This window comes from Hyella patelloides LEGE 07179 (assembly GCF_900659865.1).
Taxonomy (GTDB): domain Bacteria; phylum Cyanobacteriota; class Cyanobacteriia; order Cyanobacteriales; family Xenococcaceae; genus Hyella; species Hyella patelloides.
In genome coordinates this window covers 1-16,017 of the sequence record NZ_LR213927.1, presented here as the reverse complement: position 1 = coordinate 16,017, position 16,017 = coordinate 1, and the positions used below count along the sequence as shown (strand labels likewise).

At 42.9% G+C, this 16,017-nt stretch carries 6 protein-coding genes; all 6 read left to right on the top strand.

What is annotated here, in order from left to right; genetic code table 11:
- Nucleotides 1-526: 526 nt before the first annotated feature.
- Nucleotides 527-3,019: a condensation domain-containing protein gene (locus tag H1P_RS21500; protein ID WP_144871199.1), complete on the top strand. Its 2,493-nt coding sequence runs from the start codon at nucleotides 527-529 to the stop codon at nucleotides 3,017-3,019.
- A 42-nt stretch (nucleotides 3,020-3,061) separates the two neighbouring features.
- The gene (locus H1P_RS21495; protein WP_144871197.1) at nucleotides 3,062-6,289 is read left to right on the top strand and encodes a non-ribosomal peptide synthetase; all 3,228 of its coding nucleotides are present in this window, start codon (nucleotides 3,062-3,064) and stop codon (nucleotides 6,287-6,289) included.
- Between the two features lie 178 nt (nucleotides 6,290-6,467).
- Nucleotides 6,468-9,857 (top strand): non-ribosomal peptide synthetase, encoded by a 3,390-nt coding sequence (locus tag H1P_RS21490; RefSeq protein WP_144871195.1) that lies wholly within the window; start codon nucleotides 6,468-6,470, stop codon nucleotides 9,855-9,857.
- An 11-nt stretch (nucleotides 9,858-9,868) separates the two neighbouring features.
- On the top strand, nucleotides 9,869-14,605 hold the full coding sequence (locus H1P_RS21485; RefSeq protein WP_144871193.1) for a type I polyketide synthase: 4,737 nt from the start codon (nucleotides 9,869-9,871) through the stop codon (nucleotides 14,603-14,605).
- On the top strand, nucleotides 14,598-15,410 hold the full coding sequence (locus tag H1P_RS21480) for a thioesterase II family protein (RefSeq protein WP_144871191.1): 813 nt from the start codon (nucleotides 14,598-14,600) through the stop codon (nucleotides 15,408-15,410). Before H1P_RS21485 ends, H1P_RS21480 begins: the two co-directional genes overlap by 8 nt.
- 270 nt (nucleotides 15,411-15,680) lie before the next feature.
- Nucleotides 15,681-16,017 (top strand): AMP-binding protein (locus H1P_RS21475; RefSeq protein ID WP_222427160.1); only part of this gene is annotated, 337 nt, incomplete at its 3' end.

The window sequence follows — 16,017 nt, the reverse complement described above, 5'->3', positions numbered from 1 at the left end:
TTTAACCAATGGATGATTAGAGGTAGATCATCTGCTCGTTCTGAAATCGTTCCTTTCAATAATATAGCTCTCTCTATTCATTGAATTTCAATAACAGCATACACTTTAGCTATTTTATTTCCCTAATCATTTTTGATTTAAGCGAACCGTGAGTCTTGATTTAGAACCTAAAGCTTTGTCTGCTCTTCCTCCTGCTGTTTTTTAACTTCGTCGAACTGACGTTATTTAGCTCACAACATTATCATTTAAAAATATGAGGGTTGACAATAATTATCAATTAGGTCTAAACTACTCTCAGTTAATCGACAACAAACATCGAAGCAGAAAGATCAAGTAGGCTAGCTTAATTGCTTGTTCGTTTCTTTGTGGATTTTCATGCCAATCTAACCCTTGCTACAGTACTTGCCCCGAAAGAAAAATTAGGCAGAATATTAATTCATTGAGATTGTCTCTAGAACGAAGAAGAAAAAAATCTGACATTTTGCTAAATGACTGATTTGACTTACTACTAATTTTTTATTGTCTCATGACTCAATTACCTCCAGAGATTGCCCAACTCTCGGATGCTCAGAGGCGTTCGCTTCTTGCTCGACTGCTTAGAGAAAAAATAGTGCGATCGCGCACTTTTCCTCTCTCATTTGCTCAGCAAAGACTGTGGTTTTTAGACCAGCTCGAACCTAATAACTACGCATATAACATTCCTCTTGCCGTTCATCTCAATGGAACTCCTCAAGTTGCAATTTTAGAACGCAGTTTGAATGAAATTGTGCAAAGACATGAGATTTTACGAACTGCTTTTCAGACCGTAAACGGCGAACCCATCCAAGCAATTTCACCTCAACTAGAACTGTCTTTGACCGTCATCGATCTGGAAAATCAAGCAGAATCTATTGTTCGAGAACTTGCTGATCGCGAAGCAAAAAAGCCGTTCACTCTCAGCCAAGCACCATTATTACGGGCAACCTTGCTGCGCCTTTCCTCCAGGAAGCAAATTTTACTACTAACGATACATCACATCATTGCTGATGGTTGGTCGATGGGTATTTTAGTAAAAGAATTGGCTGCGCTTTATGAAGCTTTTTCCCATGCTTCTGCCTCTGCTCTACCCAGACTGCCAATTCAATATGCAGACTATGCTGTTTGGCAAAGACAGTGGCTCCAGGGAGAAGTTTTAGAGTCTTTAGTTAGCTACTGGCGACAACAGCTTGGAGGTAGCCCTCCAGTGCTTCGGCTACCTTGCGATCGCCTGCCAACCGACACGGTGACTGGGAAAGGTGCAACCTATCCCCTACGACTTTCTTCAGAATTTTTAGAGCAGCTCGAACAGCTTTGCCGAGAAGAAGGAGTTACCCTCTTTATGGTTCTTTTGGCAGCATTTAAAACTCTACTTTACCGTTGGACAGGACAAACAGACCTTTTAATTGGAACCGATGTAGCCAACCGTCAACGGGCTGAAACAGAATCATTAATTGGCTTTTTTGTTAATTTAGTTCCCTTGCGAACAGATTGTTCTGGATATCCCACATTTCGCGAACTATTAAGACAGGTACGTCGCGTTTCTGTAGAAGCTTACGCTCATCAAGAATTACCATTTGAAAAGTTGGTTGAAGAATTAAAACCAGAACGTCAAACGGGTCAAATGCCGTTAGTGCAGGTTTTGTTCGTATTACAAAATACGCCAATGCCTGCATTTGAGACATCCGATCTAACCATTACTTCAATAGAAGTAAATGACCAAACCTCGAAATTTAATCTAGGTCTATTTGTGGGAGAACGGGAAGGGAAATTGATTGGGACTTGGCGTTATCGAACGGACTTGTTTGATCGCAGCACGATCGCCCAGTTGTCGGAACGTTTTATTAGCTTGTTACAGAGCATTACGGCTAATCCAGATACGCGCTTACATCAATTAGGGATGACAACGGCTGAAGAAAGACAAATACAAAACCAAAGAGGGCGTAAGCGTTCCCAAAAGTTCAAAAAAGTCCGAGCAAAAGCTATTAGTTTTTCGCAGCAGAATTTAATTAATACTAGCCATTTACAGCCAACGCAGACCCTACCTTTAGTAATCGAACCAACAACGACCGAGATAAATTTAGCAGAATGGGCGCAAACCAAACGGGAATTTTTAGAAACAGAGTTGTTAAAACACGGAGCAATTCTCTTTCGTGGCTTTGGGATTAAATCTGCGGTAGAATTTGAACGAGTTGCCCAAGGGATTTGTCCTCAGTTATTCGCAGAATATGGAGACTTACCCAGAGAAAATGGCTCGAAAAGGGTTTATGGTTCGACTCCTTATCCAGCAGATAAAGCGATTCTTTTTCATAATGAAAGTTCTCATCTACATTGCTGTCCACAAAAGATTTGGTTCTTCTGTGTGAAAGCTGCACGACAGGGAGGAGAAACCCCAATTGTAAATGGTCGCCGTCTCTATCAGAGTCTCGATCCAGCCCTGCGGGAAAGATTTGAACAAAAACAATTACTCTATGTGCGAAACTATATTGAAGGATTAGATGTAAGCTGGCAAGACTTTTTCCGTACAGAAGATCGATCCGTTGTAGAAGCCTATTGCCGTCAGACTGGCATGGAGTTTGAGTGGAAAAATAAAAATCACCTCACCACGTATAGCCACTCGCCCGCAATTATTTGCCATCCTAAAACCCAAGAGAAAATATTTTTCAATCAAATTCAACTCCATCACGTTGACTTTTTAGACCGAGATGTACGAGAGTCCTTACTTTCTTTGTTCTCAGTTAAAGATTTACCCCGTCATGTTTTTTATGGAGATGGTTCGCCGATTGAAGAAGAGGCGATCGCCACTATTGACGAAAACTACAAACAAGAAGCTTGTAGTTTTCCTTGGCAAGAGGGAGATATTTTAATGCTCGATAATATGCTAGTTGCTCACGGAAGAAATTCTTATCTAGGCGATCGTAAAATTCTTGTGACCATGGGTGAAATGGTAAACGCTCCCTCCTGCTTCAAATCATCTCACGAGGAAGCGAAAGTAATTCTCTAACCAATGTTATTTGTTCTTAATTTGAATTAACTAGCTTGAATCATGCTAACTCAAAAAAGTATTCAGGGTTTCCAACTGTCTTTAGAACAAAAACATCTTTGGACATTGCAGCAACGTAGTGAAGAAGCGACCTCCGAATCGAATCGCTCTGATGGTATCGCCCGTCAAAGTAACGGATTTTACAGTCGCTGTTTAGTCTCTTTAACGGGTAATCTAGATGTAGAAAAATTGTATGAGAGCTTGAAAACTGTAGCGGAAAGACATGAAATTCTCCGTACCCAGTTTCCGCGCTATCGGGGGATGAAATTTCCTTTACAAGCGATCGCCTCTAAACTTTCTCCAGTTTGGCAAACCCTTTCTCTTCAGCATCTATCGCCTCAGCAACAAACTGGCAAAATTGAGGAACTTTGGCAAGGGTTGAAACGAGTAGAGGCGATCGAAGATGGGGAATCTTCATGGCAGCTATGGTTACTAACCCTATCTCCAGAGCAACATCTCCTTTTATTTGGTTTGCCTGCTATTTGTGCCGATACTGAAACGTTAAAGCAAATAGTTGCAGAAATTCAACGGGTATATGGTGGAGAACAAGTATGTGACGGGGAAGACATAGTGCAGTATGTGCAATATACCCAATGGCAAAAGGAGTTACTAGCAGAAGCAGACGCTGAAGCAGGAAAAGCTTATTGGACAGAATTACAAAAGACAGCAAATGCAACGATTCAATTACCAATGGAAGCCTCTAGTCAGGCAGAATTATCATTTGTTACTCAATTCTATACATCATCTGTCGAACCCCATTTACAGAGTAAAATTGCTGAATTTGTGGGACATAATCCTAACAAAACTGCGGATTTGTTACTAGCTTGCTGGCAAGTGTTGTTGTGGAGTTTGGTGGGACAAACAGATTTTATTCTTACTTATTTAAGTAATGGCAGAACTGATGAAGAACTAATCCAAACTTTAGGATTAATGACAAAACCATTGCCGTTTCCAGTGCGTTTTGAGGCTGACTGGCGTTTTGGTGAAATCTTAGAACAGGTACGATCGCTTAGGGAAGAAGCGGAACAATGGGAGGATTATTTTGATAGCAATACAGTTTTAAATCGGTTGGAAAAAGCGACGGCTTCAATTGGGTATGAGTTTATTCAGATTCCTGTTACTACAACTGTAGCCGAGGTTAAGTTTGAAATCCAACGCTTAGAAGCGTCGATCGATTACCACAAACTTCGATTAACTGGAATTTTAAATGAGGCTGGTTTACAAACTAAAATTGATTATGACCCGGCATTGTACTCATCTACAATGATTCGTCGTCTTGCTGAAGAGTTACAGACGATACTTGCCAGTGCTGTTAGCGATCCCAATCAGTCCCTCGATCGCTTAGAAATTTTAGGCGTAGGGGAACGACAGCTTTTAGTCGATTTCAATCAAACTCAGCGCGATTTCCCTACAGGTGAATGTCTCCATCAGTATTTTGAAGCACAAGTCAAAAGAACTCCCGATCGAATTGCTCTGCGATTTGAAACTGAAGAATTGACTTACAAAGAACTCAACTCCCTTGCTAATCAACTGGCTCATCATCTTCAGAACTTAGGAGTCGGGATAGAAAGTCTAGTTGGGATTAGTTTTGAGCGATCGCCATCAGCGATTGTTGCATTACTTGGGGTTTTAAAAGCGGGTGCAGCCTATCTCCCTCTCGATCCCGAACTGCCTCCAGAACGCCTCAGTGTAATGTTGTCTCAAGCACCAATTTCCGCACTGGTTACACAACAGAATTTGTTAGAAAAACTGCCCCAGGTTGATGTCCCTGTGATTTGTTTAGATACAGATCGTGACCTTGATCGGCAACCCACGGAAAATCCGAATAATTCTGTTACGCCAGCCAATCTAGCATATGTCATTTTTACCTCTGGTTCTACGGGAAAGCCAAAGGGAGTTGCTGTCGAACATCGTCAAGTGCTGAATTACTTACATGGTATTGTCGAACAACTGCAACTTTCTGACTCTGCTACCTATGCTACAGTTGCTACCTTAGCAGCAGATTTAGGAAATACTGCGATTTTTCCAGCACTTTGTCGCGGTGGATGTCTGTGCATTCTTTCCCAAGCACAGATTGAAGACCCGATCGCTTTAGCTAACTATTGCCGACACTACCCAATTGATTATCTCAAGATCGTTCCTTCCTATCTAGAAACGTTGTTAGCGATCGCTACTTCTGCGGCTCTTTTACCCCGTAAATGCTTAATTTTAGGTGGAGAAGCTGCTTCTTGGGAGTTAGTGCGTCAGGTGCAACGAATTGCTCCCGATTGTAAAATTGTCAATCACTATGGACCTACTGAAACTACAATTGGCGTATTGACTTATCAAGTAAATGGCAGCAATGAAGATGCTTCAACAGTTCCTTTAGGTCGTCCTTTAGGTAATAGCAAAATTTATCTACTAGACTCTCACTTACAACCCTTGCCTATTGGTGTTCCTGGAGAAATCTACATTAGTGGTGCGGGATTAGCACGGGGATATTTTAACCAATCGGACTTGACGAGAGAAAGATTTATTTTTTCCTCGTTATATGCCGACGAACGGCTTTATCAAACTGGCGATAAAGGACGTTACTGCGATGAAGCAGGAACAATTGAGTTTTTAGGACGAGTCGATCGTCAGATCAAAATTAGGGGCTATCGTGTTGAATTAGGGGAAATTGAAGCGGTATTAAGTCAGGTTTCCGTTGTTCAAGAAGGGATTGTGCAGGCAATTGCTTCTGAACATGGAGAAATACAACTGGCAGCATATATTGTGCCTAAATCGGGAGAAGATATCCCCCTTAATGGAGTGCGGGATTTCCTTCGAGAAAGACTGCCTCAATATATGATTCCCGCCAGTTTTACTGTACTGAATGTATTACCCCGTACAGCAAGTGGCAAAATCGATCGACTCGCGCTTCCCGAACCTGTAACCACAAGCCAACAAGATTTTATTGCACCCCGTAATCCCATCGAAAGAGATATTGCTCATATTTGGGCAGAGATTTTAAAAGTCGAACAAGTGAGTGCTAATGCTAATTTCTTTGAGTTGGGGGGACATTCTCTATTGGCAACTCAGGTGATGTCACGCATTCGCAGTACATTTGATATCGAGTTACCCTTACGTGTATTATTTGAAACCTCAACCCTCAAGCAACTTGCTGAAGCAATAGCACAGGCGATCGCGTCTCAAACCGATGAGTCTGAGTTAGCGAATCTTCTGACGGAACTCGAACAACTTCCAGAATAGACAAGATTTTCTACTGCCTGACGGACGACACAAGCCGAGGGGCTTTGTTTTGAGGTCTCCTTAAAACGAGGGGCTGTGACACGACGCAGGTTCGTGTCTTTAAAAGCCCCGTCTTGTACGCCCCGTCCCGAATTCGATTCGGGGGTCGCGCCCTTACATACATGAGGTTAATCTGACTGTGAACGATATTACCAAAAGAATTGCTGCACTTTCGCCAGAAAAAAGAGCGTTATTGCTCGAACGACTTCAAAAACAAAAGGCTCCAACTAAACCTAAAATTCAGAAGAAATCCCGTACAGATAGTGCAACCTTTCCCCTTTCTTTTTCTCAACAACGCCTGTGGTTTTTAGATCGACTAGAAACAGATAGCCCAGTTTACAATGTTCCAGCAGCAGTAGAAATTGAAGGAAAATTAGACATAAATATATTAGAGAGATGTTTTGGGGCGATCGCCTACCGTCATGAAAGCTTGAGAACGCATTTTGACCTGCTTGACGGACAACCCGTACAAATTATCGAGCCATCGTCAGAACTAAAGATTTCTGTCATCAATCTTTGTAATCTCTCTGATTCAGAACAAACTGCGAAAATACGGGAACTGGCGACGAATGAAGCAAAAAAGCCTTTTGATTTATCCCAGTCTCCTTTATTACGGATAACGCTACTACGTCTAGAATCAGAAAGACAGATACTACTTTTTACCATGCACCATATCGTCTCTGATGCTTGGTCAAAGGGTGTATTAATTCGGGATTTTACTCAACTATATACCAGTTTTTTGGCAAACCAAGAAGCTAATTTACCAGACTTACCGATTCAATATGCTGATTTTGCGGTTTGGCAACGGGAATGGTTACAGGGAGAAACATTACAAACTCAATTATCTTATTGGCGAGAAAGATTAAAAAATCTGCCCCCGCCACTAGAATTACCAAGCGATCGCCCTCGCCCAGATCGCCAAACATTTCGCGGTGCAGTGCAGCAGTTTATTGTTCCTCCAGCTTTAACTGAAACATTGCAATCTTTTAGTCAGCAACAGGACGCTACACTATATATGACCCTGTTAGCTGCTTTTAAAACTCTTCTCTACCGCTACACAAATCAAACTGACATAACAGTTGGTTCACCCATCGCTAACCGTAATCGTGCTGAAATTGAGGGATTAATTGGCTTTTTTACCAATACCTTAGTGCTGCGAACAGATTTAGCGAACAATCCAACCTTTCTAGATGTTTTGCTGCGAGTGCGAGAGACTGCATTAGGAGCATACTCCCACCAAGATATTCCGTTTGAAAAATTAGTAGAAACCCTACAACCAGAACGTCATCTCAGTCATTCTCCGCTGTTTCAAGTTTTGTTAGCCTTCCATGATATCCCCGTTCTCCCCAAGTTACCAGGATTAACTTTTAAACTGCTAGACCTAGACAGTGCTACGGCAAAATTCGACTTAAGTTTACTGATACGCCTTGACCCAGAACAAGGATTAATTGGCACACTAGAATACAACTGTGACCTCTTTGATAGTGGGACAATTGAACGCTTGGCTCAACATTTCCTAATTCTATTGAATAGTATTATTGCCGATCCTAATCAACCGATCTCTCATTTAGAGTTATTATCTCCAACAGAGAAACATCAGCTTTTAGAAACTTGGAACCAGACTGATAGTAACTATCCTCAGAAATCTGTTCATCAGCTTTTTGAAATACAAGTAGCAGAAACTCCTAATGCTATTGCCGTTGAGTTTGGTAGTGAAACTTTAACTTATAGTGCGCTGAATCGAAAAGCAAATCAACTAGCACACCGACTGCGATCGCTCGGAATTCTAGCTAATTCTCCTGTGGGAATTTGTTTACGACGATCGCCTTTAATGGCAGTAGCAGTTTTAGGAACTCTCAAAGCGGGTGCTGCCTATGTTCCCCTTGACCCAAACTATCCAGAAGCTCATTTGCGTAATGCGATCGCCGATGCACGGATCCAAGTTCTCCTGACTCAAAAAGATATCGTTGCGGAATTACCTTCTGTTGACTCTGTATTATGTTTAGATTCCGACTATTCGAGTATTGACACAGAATCCGAAGATAATCTTTTAGAAGTTGCTACCCCAGATAACTTCGCTTACATTATTTATACTTCTGGTTCTACAGGAAAACCAAAGGGCGTAACGATGACTCATCGCGCTCTAAGTAATTTAATCTATTGGCAACGAGAAAATTCTCAACTGGCTACAGGAGCAAAAACCTTACAATTCACTTCCCTTAGCTTTGATGTCTCATTTCAAGAATTCTTTTCAACTTGGAGTCAAAGCGGAACATTAGTACTAATAAACGAAACTTTGCGTCAAGACCCAGATCGCTTGTTAGAATTTTTAGTCGAGGGGGAAATTGAAAGGCTATTTTTGCCGTTTGTTGCCCTCTCTCAAATAGCAGAAGCAGCAGAAAGAAAAGGAATTATACCTCAACATTTGCGAAAAGTTATTACCGCAGGAGAACAACTACAAATTACTAGTGCGATCGCCCAATTTTTCCAAGCTTTACCCGAATGTATTTTACAAAATCAATACGGACCATCGGAAACTCATGTTGTCACCGCTTATACTCTAAGGGGAAAGCCTGAAACTTGGTCGCTTTTACCTCCTATTGGAAAAGCGATCGCTAATGTAGAAACTTATTTGCTTGATCGATACCTGCAACCCGTTCCCATCGGCATCCCAGGAGAATTGTACGTTGGCGGAGTTGCCTTAGCACGAGGATATTTAAACCAGAGCGAACTAACTGCTCAAAAGTTTATTCCTCATCCATTTCGTGTCGGTTCTCGTCTTTATCGCACGGGAGATTTAGCACGTTATTTACCCGCCCTAAAGGATACCGCTTCGCATAATAGAAATCTTCAGTATTTAGGACGGCGCGATCGCCAAGTGAAGTTGCGGGGTTTTCGCATTGAACTAGGGGAAATTGAAGCCGTGTTATCTCAACATCCAGCAGTGAAAGAAGTTGCACTTAAGGTATGGTCAGAACAGGAGCTAAGCGATCGCCGTTTAGTGGCATACATTGTATCTAAAACCCAACCCGCCCCTAGTTTTGAAGAATTGCGGACTTTTTTAAGAACTAGACTTCCCCAATACATGATTCCTGCAACTTTTGTCACCTTAAACGCGCTCCCCCTCACTCCTAGTGGAAAAATAGACCGTAGTGCTTTACCTAAACCTCAAAAGGATTACGCTACAGCAGCAAGCTATATCGCCCCCCGTTCCCCTCTTGAACGTCAAATCGCTGCTATTTGGCAAGAGGTGTTAGATATTGAACGGGCAGGAATTAATGATAACTTCTTCGATCTTGGCGGTCATTCTTTACTACTAATTCAACTCCGCACTCGCCTAGAAACCTTACTCAGCCGTGATATTCCCCTCGTCGAATTATTTCAATATCCTACCATCGCAGCCTTTTCCGAACGAATTGGTACAGAAAAAATAGAGCAACCCTCATCCGAAATCGAACAGCGATCGCGCCTACGTCGCACCAAGCTACAACAACAAAGACAACGACGATTAGACAATACTAAATACTAAATACTAAAAAAATGAACGAAATTGCAATTACTGGTATGGTAGGACGCTTTCCTGGTGCTGAAAATATTGAGGAATTTTGGGATAATCTTCAAAATGGAGTAGAAGCGATCGCCCCTCTGTCAGACACAGACCTTAAAAATGCTGGTGTGAGTTCTCAAGTTTATGAGCAACACCATTACATCAAAGTCGCCTCTGCCCTAAAAAGAGATATTGGTGAATTTGATGCGGGTTTCTTTGGCTTTAGTCCGCGTGAAGCCGAAATTCTCGATCCGCAACAACGCTTTTTTCTCGAAGGTGCTTGGTCGGCTTTAGAAAATGCTGGTTATATACCAGGGGAAACCTTAGAACGGGTTGGGGTTTTTGCTGGGGTAGGACGTAATACTTACCTACTGTTCAATCTATTGTCAAATCTCGACTTAATCAACTCTGTAGGCGCATTTCAGACTTTAATTAGTAACGACAAAGATTTTTTAGCGACGCGAGGGTCTTATTGTCTAGATTTAAACGGTCCGAGTGTTACCGTACAAACTGCCTGTTCGACTTCTTTGGTTGCCGTCCATTTTGCCTGTCAAAGTTTGCTAAGTGGAGAATGCGATCTGGCGATCGCAGGAGGAGTTTCTCTCAAAGTTCCCCATAAAGCAGGATACTTATACCAAAAAGGGGGCATTTATTCTCCTGACGGACATTGTCGCAGTTTTGATGCAGAGGCGAAAGGAACTGTCGGTGGAAGTGGGATGGCTATTGTGGTATTGAAACGTTGCGAAGATGCAATTAGCGATCGCGATACTATTCACGCTGTAATTAAAGGTTCTGCCATTAATAACGATGGTTCGCTCAAAGTGGGTTATACTGCCCCCAGCGTCGATGGACAAGCACAAGCGATCGCTGAAGCGTTAGCAATGGCCGAAGTAGACCCAGAAACGATCGCTTATGTGGAAGCCCATGGTACAGCAACCCCTCTAGGGGATCCGATTGAAATTAAGGCACTCACCCAAGCATTCAAATCTCAAAAACGTGGATTCTGTGCCATTGGTTCGGTCAAAAGTAATGTCGGGCATTTAGACGCAGCAGCAGGAACAACAGGATTAATTAAAACCGTTTTAGCCCTTAAAAATCAGCAAATTCCCCCTAGTCTACATTTCAAGCAACCCAACCCAGAAATTAACTTTGTTGAAAGCCCGTTTTATGTTAGTAATTCCTTAACCGAATGGAAAAAGACCACTTTTCCCCGTCGCGCTGGGGTGAGTTCTTTTGGTATTGGGGGAACGAATGCCCATGTTGTTTTAGAAGAAGCACCCGTGCGATTGCCTGGGAGTAATTCTCGTCTCTGGCAAGGATTATTTCTCTCTGCTAAAACGGAATCTGCCTTACAAAAAGTAACCTCTAACCTAAGCAAACATCTACAAGCACATCCCGAACTAAACTTAGCTGATGTAGCATACACGTTACAAACTGGACGCAAAGCATTTCCCTATCGTTATACTTTGTTGTGTCAAGATCGTTCAGAGGCGATCAAGAGTTTATCGGCATTCGCTTCGTCCCCACACCATGGAGAAAATCAAAATAGCACAAGAACTAGCTATTGCGAAACCCTCGATCCGCCTGTAGTATTTCTTTTCCCAGGACAGGGAACACAATATCCGAATATGGGTCGAGAATTATACGAGTCTGAAACTGTTTTTCGCACCCAGATCGATCGTCTCTGTGAACTTCTCAAACCCCTACTTGGTTTGGATTTGCGATCGCTGCTTTATCCAGACCAAGAAACCCCCGAAATCGCCCAACAACTCCAGCAAACAGCCTATGCCCAACCTGCTATTTTTATAATTGAATATGCGTTAGCTTGTTTGTGGCAAGCTTGGGGCATCAAACCACAAGCAATGATGGGACATAGCATCGGGGAATACGTTGCTGCTGCGATCGCTGGTGTATTTTCCCCAGCAGATGCTCTCAAATTAGTGGTAAAGCGGGGACAATTGATGCAGCAGCTTCCCGTTGGGGCAATGTTAAGCGTTGCCCTTATCCCAGAAGCGGTAACACCAATGTTAGCCAAAAACCTATCCATTGCTGCAATTAACGCCCCCGAACTTTGTACCATCTCAGGAGAAATAGAGACGATCGCCTCGCTTCAAACCCAACTCGAACAACAAGGAATAAGCTGTCGTCGTCTCCAAACTTCCCATGCTTTTCACTCAGCAATGATGAATCCTGCGGTAGAGTTATTCGCTGAAGTGGTGGCTAACGTCGAACTTAATGAGCCACAGATGCCATTTATTTCCAACGTTACGGGAACTTGGACCTCATCATTACAAGCCACCGATCCCCAATATTGGGCAACTCATTTACGTCAAACGGTTCGCTTTGCTGATGGCATCGAGCAAATTTCCCAAACTGAAAATAACGTCTTTTTAGAAGTAGGTCCAGGACGTACACTAAGTACATTAGTGCGTCAACAAATGTCTCACCAAGCCAGAACCCATTGTATTAATTCCCTGCGTCATCCCCAAGAAAAGACCTCAGACATTGCCTATATTTTAGATGCGATCGCCCAACTTTGGCTGACTGGAGTTAATCTTGACTGGTCAAAATTCTATGCTAACCAACAGCGCGATCGTATACCATTACCCACTTATCCTTTTGAACGTCAACGCTACTGGATCGAACCTCAACATACGCCTACACCACCTATTCAATCTCCTGTCTTACGCAAACCCGAAAATCTTTCAGACTGGTTTTATACCCTTTCTTGGAAACAGTCTTATTTACCCAGAAAAAGACAAAATGAGACAGAATCGGCAATTTGGCTCATTTTCGCCGACAATGAAGGACTTGGAGAAGCCCTGGCAAAACAAGTCAAACAGCTTGGACAAACTGCGATTATGGTTCGGATCGCCAAAGAGTTTGCACAACAGGAAGAAAATACTTATGGGATTGCACCCGACATTCCAGAAAACTACGAACAGTTGGTCAAAGCATTAGGTGATCGCCTTCCACAGCAAATTGTTCACCTTTGGAGTTTTTCCACTATAGAGAACAGCCAACGGGTTTTAACCCAAGGCTTCTACAGCTTACTTTATTTAGCACAAGCTTTAGGTACACAAGCTTCAGACATTCCCCTCCAAATTGTGGCAATCGCCAGTCAAATTTATGACATAACTGGAACAGAATCCCTCTGTCCTGAAAAAGCAACCTTACAGGGAATGTGCAGAGTCATACCACAAGAATATCCTCAGCTTACCTGTCGTTCGATCGAGCTAGAATTGCCGACATTTCCCCTGGTTTCTGGGGCAGATTTAACTCAAGACTGGAACCAGGCGATTGCCCAAATTTTGCAACGAGAACTGAATATAAGTACTAGCGAACCAGTGATAGCTTATAGAGGCGATCGCCGTTGGATACCTACCTTCGAGGCGATTCCTTTATTAGCAACCGAGGAAATTCCCGCTTGTCTCAAACCTGGAGGCGTTTATTTAGTTACTGGTGGTTTGGGAGGAATTGGGTTGAATTTAGCAGAATATTTGGCACGTACTTGTCAAGCAAAGCTCATTTTAGTCAGTCGTTCGGGTTTACCAGATCGCCAAGATTGGCAAGATATTTTGAGCGATGAAGCAGAAGAATTAAGGGAGCTAAATCATAAAACCCCTAAAGAAGCGACCTCCAAATCGAATCGATCTGCTTCTGTTATCCGTCAAGTTTTAAACTTAGAGTCTCTGGGAGCCGAGGTGCTAGTTATAGGTGCAGATGTCTGCGATCGCGCTCAAATGCAAAGAGCAATCGAACAAGCCCAAACGCGCTTTGGTGAAGTTAATGGAGTTATTCACTCGGCAGGTATTCCTGGAGGCGGTATTATTCAGTTAAAAACCCCAGAGCTAGCCAATCGTGTTTTGTCAGCGAAAGTTGCAGGAACACGCATTTTAGACGAATTATTCGCCCATTATCCCCTAGATTTTATGATTCTTAATTCATCGGTCAGTTCTTTGGTTGGGGGCGCGGGTTATAGTGATTATTGTGCAGCCAATGCGTTTTTAGATACTTTTGCTCGCGAACGTACTCTGCGTACAAAACAGTTAACCCTAGCGATTAATTGGGATACTTGGCAAACCGTTGGTATGGCAGTCAATACAGCCGTGCCAGAACTCCTACGCCAACGACGAAAACGCAATTTAGAACTGGGAATTAGCCCCACCGAAGGTATGGAAGCTTTCGCCCGTACCTTAGAAAGCGGTTTGTCTCAAGTGATTGTTTCGACGAAAGATTTAGAGCTACTGAAACAAAGCTATGAAGCTCAATCTCTAGAAGCTAAATCCACTCAATTAGAAATATCTCGCCCACAGAAGCAATCGCAACCTACCCATCCGCGTCCCAATCTGAGCGTTCCCTATCTCGCTCCCCGTAACGAAGAAGAGGGCAAACTGGCTGAGATTTGGCAAGAACTATTGGGGATTCAATCTGTAGGCGTTCGCGATAACTTTTTTGAATTAGGGGGTCATTCATTACTAGCTATCCAAGTAGTCTCGCGGACGCAGGAAATATTCGGGTGCGAATTCTCTCTCAGCAGTTTATTTGAAATGCCCACAATTGCCGATTTAGCCGCTGTTTTGACTAAAACTTCTTCCCTCAAACAACCTACAGCGATCCAGCAGACAAGTCAGAATAATACCGAGCAATTGTTAAACGAACTGCATCAGCTTTCTCAAGGGGAAGTCGATTCTTTACTGAGCAATTTATTATCTAACCGCGATGCCTAACTCAACTATCAATCCCTGGATTCAATTCTATCAACCCAAACCCCAAGCCAACCTACGTTTATTTTGTTTTCCTTACGCAGGTGGGAAAGCGCAAATCTTTCGCACTTGGTCAGAGGCACTTCCCGACCAGATCGAAGTTTATCCCATAGAACTACCTGGACACGGACGACGCTGGGGAGAAACACCATTTAAGCAACTCCCGCCTTTGATTGAAGCCGTTGCTAACGCGATCGCTCCTCTTTTAAATCGACCCTATGCTCTTTTCGGTCACAGTATCGGAGCATTAATTGCCTTTGAGCTAGCACGTTTTCTCCGTCAGCAAAATGCCTCTGAACCAGTTCACCTATTCGTCTCCAGTCGTCGCGCTCCACAACTTCAAAACTCCGATACCCACAGCCACACTCTTCCTGATGATGAGCTTATCCGTAAACTTTGTTGGCTTAAAGGAATCCCTCAAAACGCTCTTGACGATCCCGAACTAATGCAGCTTTGGCTTCCAATACTACGGGCAGACTTAGCTGTCGGCGAGACTTATACCTATGTTCCTCAAATGCCTCTATCCTGTCCCATTATTGCTTTTGGAGGTAGGCAAGATCCAGCGATTCGTAGAGGAGGACTACGTCAATGGCGAGAGCAAACTACAGGCAGATTTGCTAAACATCTTTTTCGAGGCAATCACTTCTTTCTCCATTCTGCTCGACCTCGTTTCCTCAAACAGTTAGCGCGAGTGTTACAGGAAGAAATAAGTATTAGAGCAAATAGGCGATCCGATAGTAACGGAACGGAAAATAATGCGCTTTATTAGCGTTGCATTACTTTGGGGATGGTTTAGGGGGACTTAGAAACTTGGGGACTAATTAATCTTTGGTAGCGAGACTTGCTTTAGGCAAACCAAGTGATTCCTACATCCGAAGGCACGCCAAGCTTCTTCGCTCTTTATTAAATCATCCCACAAAAGTGCCACAAGCAGTTAGTCCTTTAGGGTAATGCCCGCTTTATTTATTAACAACTACCGATCGCCAGTGCAATGAAAGAACCCAATCAATTGCCTAAATTCAGCTCGTCGATCGAGCTTTTGAATTATAGAAGCTCTACGCAGCCTAACCAGCTAGCCTATAGATTTTTACAAGATGGAGTCGAACAGGGAAATATCAGCTATAGGGAACTAGATCGCCGCAGTAAAAAGCTTGCTGCTAAACTACAGTCTTTAAGTATGAGCGGTAAACGCGCTCTACTTTTGTACCCTTCTGGTTTAGATTATATTGTTGCTTTTTTTGGTTGTTTATCTGCAAATACGATCGCAGTTACAGCTTACCCACCCCGAAACCAACGCCATAGACCGAGACTTCAAGCGATCGCTAACAATGCTCAAATTGCGATCGCTTTAACTATAAACTCCCATCTCTCTAAAA